The organism is Streptomyces sp. NPDC029014 (assembly GCF_055564695.1).
Map to the genome: position 1 here is coordinate 19909 of NZ_JBVHVT010000105.1, position 7226 is coordinate 27134.

The following is a 7226-nucleotide window of genomic DNA, read 5'->3' on the forward strand; positions in this document are numbered from 1 at the left end:
GGCTCAGGCGGTGGCGCGCAGGGTCTGCGCCTCCTCCGTGAGCCATGCGGGGCGGACCATCTCGACGTTGCGGCCGACGCCTCGCGCCGACCGGACGAGCGCGTCGGCCGCCGTCCCCAGGTCCGCCGCCGCCCGCGCCCGGGCGGCTTCCGCCAGCGCTTCGCCCGCCGCGGCCTCCGTGGCACCGGCACGCTGCAGGGAGGCCGCTGAGCGCTCCGCAGTCTGCGCCGCCTGCTCGAACCGGCCCTCGGACCACTGCGTCCACGCCAGGTTGTAGAGGCAGACGCCCTCGGTGCGCGGGTTCTCCATGGTGGACGCGGCGCGGAACGCCTCTTCCAGCGATGCGGTGGCCTCGGCCGGCCGGCCGAGGGCGAGCTGGGCCACGCCCTTGGCGTTCAGCGCGTAGTCGGTGGCCTCCTGCACCCCCGCGATCTCGTAGGCGCGTACGCACCGGTCGCCGGCCGCGATGGTCTCCTCCCACCGGCCCAGGGTCAGCAGCGCCGTGAAACGGGCGTTCCACGCGCGGGCCTCGGTGAGCGGGTCCTGTACGGCGGTGGCGATCGCGCTGAGCCGGTCCGCTCCGGCCAGGGCCTGCTGCCCGTTGCCGGTGGTGCTGTGCGCAAGGCTGAGGCTCAGCACGGCGTGGGCCTCCGCTTCGGTGTCGCCGTTGTCGCGCGCCAGGTCGGCCGCCCGCGCCAGCGCGTCCGTCGCGTCGTCGAGCCGGCCCAGTTGGCGGTGTGCGTCACCCAGGCCGAACACCGCGTCCTGGAGGGCCCTGCGGTCGTCGAGGCGTTCCGCGAGCACGGCGGCCTCGGTGAACAGTTCGACCGCTTGTGCCAGCGGCCCGCCGCTCAGCCGGGCGTGTCCGTAGCCGATGAGATGCGCGAGGTGTGCCGTGTCGTCGGTCAACTTTCCCTCCAGTGTCAGGTGCATAGAGATCGCGGCCAGTGCGGAGCCGTGCCGGCACATCCAGGGCCCGATGGCGCCGAGGATCAGCGCGGCGTCGTTCGCGTCCCCGGCGCGCATCCGGTGTTCGAACTCGCGGCGGTGGGTCTGTACGTCGTCCAGGCTGCGCCAGTCCCCGCGCGGCAGGCCGTGGTGTGCGTACCAGTCTGCCGCCCGCCGTTCCAGCGTGCGGCGGCCCAGGGGGCCGTCCGGCGGCAGGGCGCCGTACGCCAGGTCGGCGTCCAGCGGATGCACGGCGTACGTGCGTGTGCCCCGGTCTGCGGAGACCATGCGGATCCGCAGCAGCCGGGACAGGACGCGTGGGACGTCGAGGGCGGGGTCCAGCCCGGCCGCGATCCATTCGACCGCTTGTCGCGGCACGGGGGTCCGCAGTACGGCGAGGACGTTCACCAGGGTGCGGGCGTCGGGGCCGAGCCGCCGGTACCGGTCCTGGGCGAGGCCGTCGACGACGTGGCCGCGCAGCGCGAAGTCCTCCAGCACCTCCTGCAGGGTGGGCAGTTCCAGGAGGTCGTCGGCCATGGCGCCCACCAGTAGCTCCAGCGCGCGGGGCACGCCGTGGACGCGGACCGCCGCTCCCAGCAGCTGTTCGTCGGACAGCTGCGACAGGCCCAGGGTCCCGTCCAGGTCGAGTTCGCGCAGCAGGGCGACGGAGTCGGCCGTCGGCAGACCCTCGGTGAGTTCGACTTCGGCGGCGAAGCGGCGCAGTTCGGGAGGGAGTTGCACAGGTATCTGGGACGTGACGAGCAGGCGGGGGGCGTTCCGGGCCCGGAAGAGGCAGTCGAAGAACACCTCCAGTCCTTCGTCGTCGAGTGCGCCGTCGTCGAGGAGCCGGTCCTCCAGGTTGTCGACCAGGACGACGAAGAGCTCGTCGCCGATCGCGGCGAACAGCTCGCCGATCTTGTCGCGTACGGGCCGGTCGGCGGCCCACACGTCCCGAAGCCGTACTTCGCGGTCGGGGTCCAGCGCGCGGGCGCAGTCGAAGTAGAGGCGTTCGAGGGAGACCCCGGCGGTACGGGTGCTCAGGTTGACGATCGCCGCGGGAAGCGGAGCGCGGGCGCGGCCGGGCCATTCGCCCTGTTCGAGCATGGCCACGACCTTGGCTGCGAGGGCGCTCTTGCCCATGCCGCGTCGCCCGGTGACGGTCACCATGCGGATCGCCGGGTCGGCGAGGTGGCGGCCCGTCAGGGCGCGTACTTCGTCGCGGTCCTTGAACAGCTCCAGCCCGTGGGCGACGGGCAGCCCGATGACCTTGACGGTCTTCGCGGCGGCCGGGCCGGTCGGCCCGTCGGTCTCGGCGGGGCGGGCAGGAAGGGGAGGCCGGTCCGTCACGTCGGGCAGGGCCAGCGGGTCCGAGATCGCCAGCAGCCGCGCCAGGCGCCCCCGTCCGGGCTCGTCGAGGCGGCGCAGGGTGTGGTCGACACGGGCGGCCGTCAGCCGGCCCAGTCCCTCCCACCGGTGGTGTTCGGCCACCACTCCGACGATCCGCGATCCGGCCCAGAGCGCGGCGCCCGACATGCCCGACCAGGGCGACACCTGCGGGTCGGGGTCGGCGGCCGCCATTGGGACGGTGACCTCCAGCGTTCCCGTCCTGAGGTTCGACAGGGCGGCCACCGTGCCGTCCGCCTGGTGCAGTTCGCGGAACTGCCTGCCGTCGGGGCCGCGGCGGCGTTTCCACAACGGGAAACCGGCGGCGTGGACGTCGATGACGGCATGGTGTTCGTCGGCTATCCGACCGAACGGCGCGGGGGCGACGTCAGGTGCGCCGGGCGGCGGCGTGAACTCCAGCAGGGCCACGTCCATCGTGGCGTCCGACCACAGCAGCTGCGCCGACGCGGCCCACTGGCCCGGCCGGTCGGCGTCGAAGCGCACCCGGACCTCGGACGCGCCCCGGACGACGTGCAAGGCCGTCAGCACGGCCGTGCCGGCGACCCGGTATCCCGATCCCCGGCGGCCGCCGCCCGCGGCGACGGCGACGATCACCTCGGCGATGCGGTGGGGGTCCAGGCCGTTCCCGCTCCTCACCACTGCGGCGTCAGTCCTCACCGGCCAGTTCGTTCCCGGAGATCAAGGCCGGCTGGTCGGGGAGTTCGGCGCTCACGGGCTGGAGCGTCAGCGTGAGCCGCTGCGTGACCGTCGAGGAACGCTTGGCGCTCGTGCCCGCGTCGAACACCCAGAACCGGACCTTGACGCCGGGCTCGTTCGTGCGCTCCACGCCCACGGTCAGCTCCAGCTCCACCCGCTCCGCCTTGAACCGCAGATCGGATTCGGCTCCGGCTGTCATGGCACGGCTCAGCTCCTCGCGAAGCTGCGCGATCATGTCTGCCAATTCGACGGCGTCGTTCACCGGCAGTGGCCCCCCAACGGTTCTCGGTCCCAACTACGGTCTGCTGCAACCGACATCATCGCGCATTGCCGCCGCGCATCGGCACTCGGCGTCGGCACCGCCCAAGACCCTGCGCGGCCGGCCGGGGGGCGCAGGCCGCGCAGGACCGGGCCCGGGCGACTCCCCGGGTCCGGTTCACGAGGAAAGGACGAGTCCGTTCCCGTGGCCGGAACGGTGCGGACTCACGCGAGGCGCCATGCCTGGTTGGACGCGTAGGTGCAGGGCATCAGCCCCACTTCGCGCCGCTTGCCGTCGGGGAGGCCCATGTCCTGGAGGCACTTGCCGCTCCACCGGTGCCGCAGGGCCACGATGCCCGGCTTGATCGGCACGCTGTCCCACAGCTGGTCCATGTTCCCGTTGCACGTCCACTGCTGGACACCGGCTCCGTCGTACGTGCCGTCCCGCGGTTCCACGCACTTGTACGAGCGGTACGTGTAGAGGGGGGAACCCCCGATGACGTTGGGGCCGATGCCGAACGACTGCTGGCTGCCGTCCTTGCAGGAGTACTGCTGGACGACGGCGTAGTCGTCCCGCGACTCGTCCCGCACGTCCAGGCATTTGCCCGTGGCCAGGTTCTTGTAACGCGCCACGAGCCTGTCCTGGCCGCTCACGGGTGAGGCAGCCTGCGCACTCGCTGCGCTGCCCAAGAGGCTCACCGACAAGCAGGCGGAGGCGACGAGAACGGAACGGAAGCGACGCGCAGACATACGGTCTCCTGACCACGATGACGGACGGGGAACGGGTGGGACTCCCATGACCAATGGGCCAATGAATCAAGGGATCAAGGGTTGTGGAAGACCACTTCCGGACTGGTCGCCGACGGCCCGTCGAGCAGCGGCTGCGCAGTGCCCCGCAGGCGCCGGTCGCAGAACGCGTGCCGAGCAGCATGAACGGGCGGCCGGCATCCACGGGTCGGGGCGCGAGCCGTCCACGAGGCCGAGGCGGGCCGGCGAGGACTGGGCCGGTGGCGCGGGCGCGCCGCGTCAGACCGTAACCTCAGCAATGTGCGCCGCCGCGCCGATGACGACGTCGACTCTTGCTGGAACGCGCCCGCTCGGGCCCACACAATTCGCTCGCGCCGACGACCGCACCGCACGGAGAATGTCCTGGTCAGCCCCCCTCCAACCCACCGAGGAGCCTCGCCATGACCCGTACGCCGCACGCCGGCGCCAGCCTCGACGGCCTGGTGACCGGCGACGCCTTCGGCGACAGCTGGTTCACGCTGTCCGGCGAGGACGTCGAGGGGCAGTGGGCCGAGCGGAGCCTGCGTCCGGGGCCCTGGCCCTGGACGGACGATTCCGCCATGGCATGCGTCCTGTTCGCGCACCTCACCACCCACGGCGAGGTCCGTCCCGACGACTTGGCGCGCGAGTTCGCCGCCGAGTACGCACGTGACCCGGGGCGGAAGTACGGCCCGTCGATGCACGGGGTGCTGAAGAGCATCGGAGAGGGCGAGCCCTGGCGGGCCGTCACCGCGGCCCAGTTCGAGGGCCAGGGGTCCTACGGCAACGGCGCGGCGATGCGCGTCGCCCCGCTCGGGGCCTGGTTCCGGGACGATCTCGCGGCCGCCGCGCAGCAGGCCCGGCTGTCGGCCCTGACCACCCATGCCCATCCCGAAGCCGTCGCGGGTGCCGTGGCCGTCGCGGTCGCCGCCGCGCTCGCGGCGGCCTCCGAGGGGCAGGAGGCCCCCTCGCGCCCCGAGTTCCTGCGGGAGGTCGCCGGCCACCTACCGGACGGCGACGTCCGCTCCGGGCTGCTGGTCGCCGCGACCTTCTCCGCGCGCACCTCCGTACGGCACGCAGCGTCCGTCCTCGGCTCGGGCTACCGGATCTCGGCTCCGGACACCGTCCCGTTCGCCCTGTGGTGCGCCGCGGGCCGGCTGGACGACCTGACCGAGGCGCTGTGGCAGACCGTCGGCGGCTGGGGCGACCGGGACACCACCTGCGCGATCGCCGGCGGGGTCGTCGCCGCCCGCACCGGGACCGACGGGATTCCGGCCGCCTGGCGCGCGGTCCGCGAGGACATCCCCGCGTGGAGCCGATGGGCCTGAGGCACACGACGCGTGCGGCCCCGGGCTGCGCGGCACCCACGCACGCGCGCACGCACGGGTCAGGGCGACGTCGGCGGCGTCCAGCCCGGATCCCGTCCGCTCAGCCCGACGGCCCGGTCCAGCAGCGGCGCGTCGTCCGGTACGGGCACCACGGCTCCGAAGATGCCCCCGCCGCGGCTTTCGTCCTCGGCGGCCGCCAGCAGGAACGCGTGCGCAGCGCTCAGCGCCGCCCCGTCGGGCGCGTACGCGTGACCGACGGCCCGGGCGAGGTCCCAGCCGTGGATCACCAGTTCGTCGGCGGCCACGGCACCCGCGACGTCGCCGGGCAGGTCCACGCCGCCCGCGCGGGTCATGCCCGTCCAGGCGGCCGGGTCCGTCCAGGCTTCGGCCATTTCGCTGAGGACCCGGGGCAGTTCCTCGCGCCAGTCACCGGGCAGGGCGGGCACGGCCGCCGGGTCGGGGGCCGTGTCGGTCGTGGGCCCCAGGTGCTTGCGGCCCGCGTCGCGGAAGGCGACGGCGAGGTGGGCGACGTGGCTCAGCAGGCCGCCCAGCGTGTACCCCGGGCAGGGCGTCGGGTCGGCGAGCCGGTCGTCCGGGATTCCCGCCGCGAGTCGGGCCACGACCAGGGCTTGCGGTCGTAGGTCGAGGGGCGTCGTGTCGGTCATCTGCGGCTCCATCCGGGACGATGGGTTCGAAGGGTAGACCGGCGACGGGGTCCGTACTCATCGCAACACGGACCCGGGCTCCATCAGGCCTGCGCCACCGCGCCCGGCGAACGAGTCGAATGAGGCGGAGGCCGGGCTGCGCCCGTCGCCACCACGAGGGCGCCCGGTGTCCGGCTGGTGCGGCGGGCCGGCTGGACCGGGCACTGGCCCGTGGTGACGTGGACGGCTGTCCGGGGCCCCTCAGCAGGAGCCGTAGGGGCGGGCGCGTCGCGGGAGTGCCTCCGCCGGCGCGCTCGACCGGCGGAGGCACTCCCGTGGGTGTTCCGGGTGTCTCAAGCGATCAGCAGTTGATGTAGCTCATGGCCACCCGGGTGAAGGACTGGCCGGAGGGGGCGGAGATGCTGACGGGCGAAGAGTCGCCCTTCGGACCGGCCCAGTCGCTGTCCCGCCAGCCGCCACCGGACAGGTAGCCGCGTACGAACGGACAACGGCCGTCCGCCTTGGTGTCGTGCACCGTACCGGAAACATGGGTGTTGTTGTTGCACCACTTGCCGTTGGCGTAGCCCTCGCCCGAGCTGACCGACCAGTTGGCGGTGCAGGCCTGGGCGCCCGTGCTGCCGGCACTGGCGGACGGGGCAGTCACGGCAAGGGCGGCGACGGCCAGTGCAGCGGCGGCGAGAACGCGCGGCATGTGCCTCATCACAAAACCTCCGTGGAGTCCCAGGGGCCGCCCGTCGACCCCTTGACGGGCAGCCAAAGTAGTCGTGGTCCCGTCGTCGTGAGCGTCTCCGCGGGGATCTCCCGCCGCACTCCCGGCACATTGGCTCAGATGCGTGACGGACCTCCCGCTCCCCCGGGCGGCGCCTCCCCAGGTTGCCGGACCCTCCCCGCACGGAAGCGAGCCGTCCGCTGCGGCGCCCGCGGATCCGCGCGCTGGCGCGATGCTGCCGCAAGCAGCCCGGGACCGCCCTGAATGCGGGAGTGGTGGCCGGATACGCCAGGACGCTCGGCCGGGGGTTTCCGGCCGAGCGTCTTGGCGTGCGTGTGTCTGCTGTCCGCTGGTGGCTTAGGGCCTGTGTGATGTCGTGATCAGTTCCCGGGTTCTGTCCTCCTCGCGGGGTGGGACCCGGTAGGACTGGGGTCGTGACTCGCAGGCAACTTA

The 7226-nt window shown here is 73.2% G+C and carries 6 protein-coding genes; 1 reads left to right on the forward strand and 5 read right to left on the reverse strand.

Features of this window, described 5'->3' with window-relative positions; genetic code table 11:
• Positions 1–3: 3 nt before the first annotated feature.
• From ACZ4VL_RS36035 to ACZ4VL_RS36045, 3 genes are all read right to left on the reverse strand, one after another.
• A complete protein-coding gene (locus tag ACZ4VL_RS36035) occupies positions 4–3009 on the reverse strand; it encodes a trypsin-like peptidase domain-containing protein (RefSeq protein ID WP_468208822.1) in 3006 nt (1001 codons plus the stop codon).
• Complete coding sequence (locus ACZ4VL_RS36040) at positions 2999–3310, reverse strand: trypco2 family protein (RefSeq protein ID WP_468208825.1); 312 nt, start codon at positions 3308–3310, stop codon at positions 2999–3001. The genes ACZ4VL_RS36035 and ACZ4VL_RS36040 overlap by 11 nt, the downstream gene beginning before the upstream one ends.
• A 221-nt stretch (positions 3311–3531) precedes the next feature.
• On the reverse strand, positions 3532–3939 hold the full coding sequence (locus tag ACZ4VL_RS36045; protein ID WP_468208828.1) for an RICIN domain-containing protein: 408 nt from the start codon (positions 3937–3939) through the stop codon (positions 3532–3534).
• A 554-nt stretch (positions 3940–4493) separates the two neighbouring features.
• On the opposite strand from ACZ4VL_RS36045, the gene ACZ4VL_RS36050 reads away from it, so the two are divergent.
• Positions 4494–5399 (forward strand): ADP-ribosylglycohydrolase family protein, encoded by a 906-nt coding sequence (locus ACZ4VL_RS36050; RefSeq protein ID WP_468208831.1) that lies wholly within the window; start codon positions 4494–4496, stop codon positions 5397–5399.
• A 59-nt stretch (positions 5400–5458) separates the two neighbouring features.
• Here ACZ4VL_RS36050 and ACZ4VL_RS36055 read toward each other — a convergent pair whose 3' ends face one another.
• On the reverse strand, positions 5459–6064 hold the full coding sequence (locus ACZ4VL_RS36055) for a TIGR03086 family metal-binding protein (protein WP_468208833.1): 606 nt from the start codon (positions 6062–6064) through the stop codon (positions 5459–5461).
• Between the two features lie 340 nt (positions 6065–6404).
• Positions 6405–6755 (reverse strand): hypothetical protein, encoded by a 351-nt coding sequence (locus tag ACZ4VL_RS36060; RefSeq protein WP_468208836.1) that lies wholly within the window; start codon positions 6753–6755, stop codon positions 6405–6407.
• Positions 6756–7226 lie beyond the last annotated feature (471 nt).

Excerpts from the sequence above, each read along its gene's own strand:
- ACZ4VL_RS36050 (WP_468208831.1), top strand. The coding sequence starts at position 4,494 with ATGACCCGTACGCCGCACGCCGGCGCCAGCCTCGACGGCCTGGTGACC.
- ACZ4VL_RS36055 (WP_468208833.1), bottom strand. The coding sequence starts at position 6,064 with ATGACCGACACGACGCCCCTCGACCTACGACCGCAAGCCCTGGTCGTG.
- ACZ4VL_RS36060 (WP_468208836.1), bottom strand. The coding sequence starts at position 6,755 with ATGCCGCGCGTTCTCGCCGCCGCTGCACTGGCCGTCGCCGCCCTTGCC.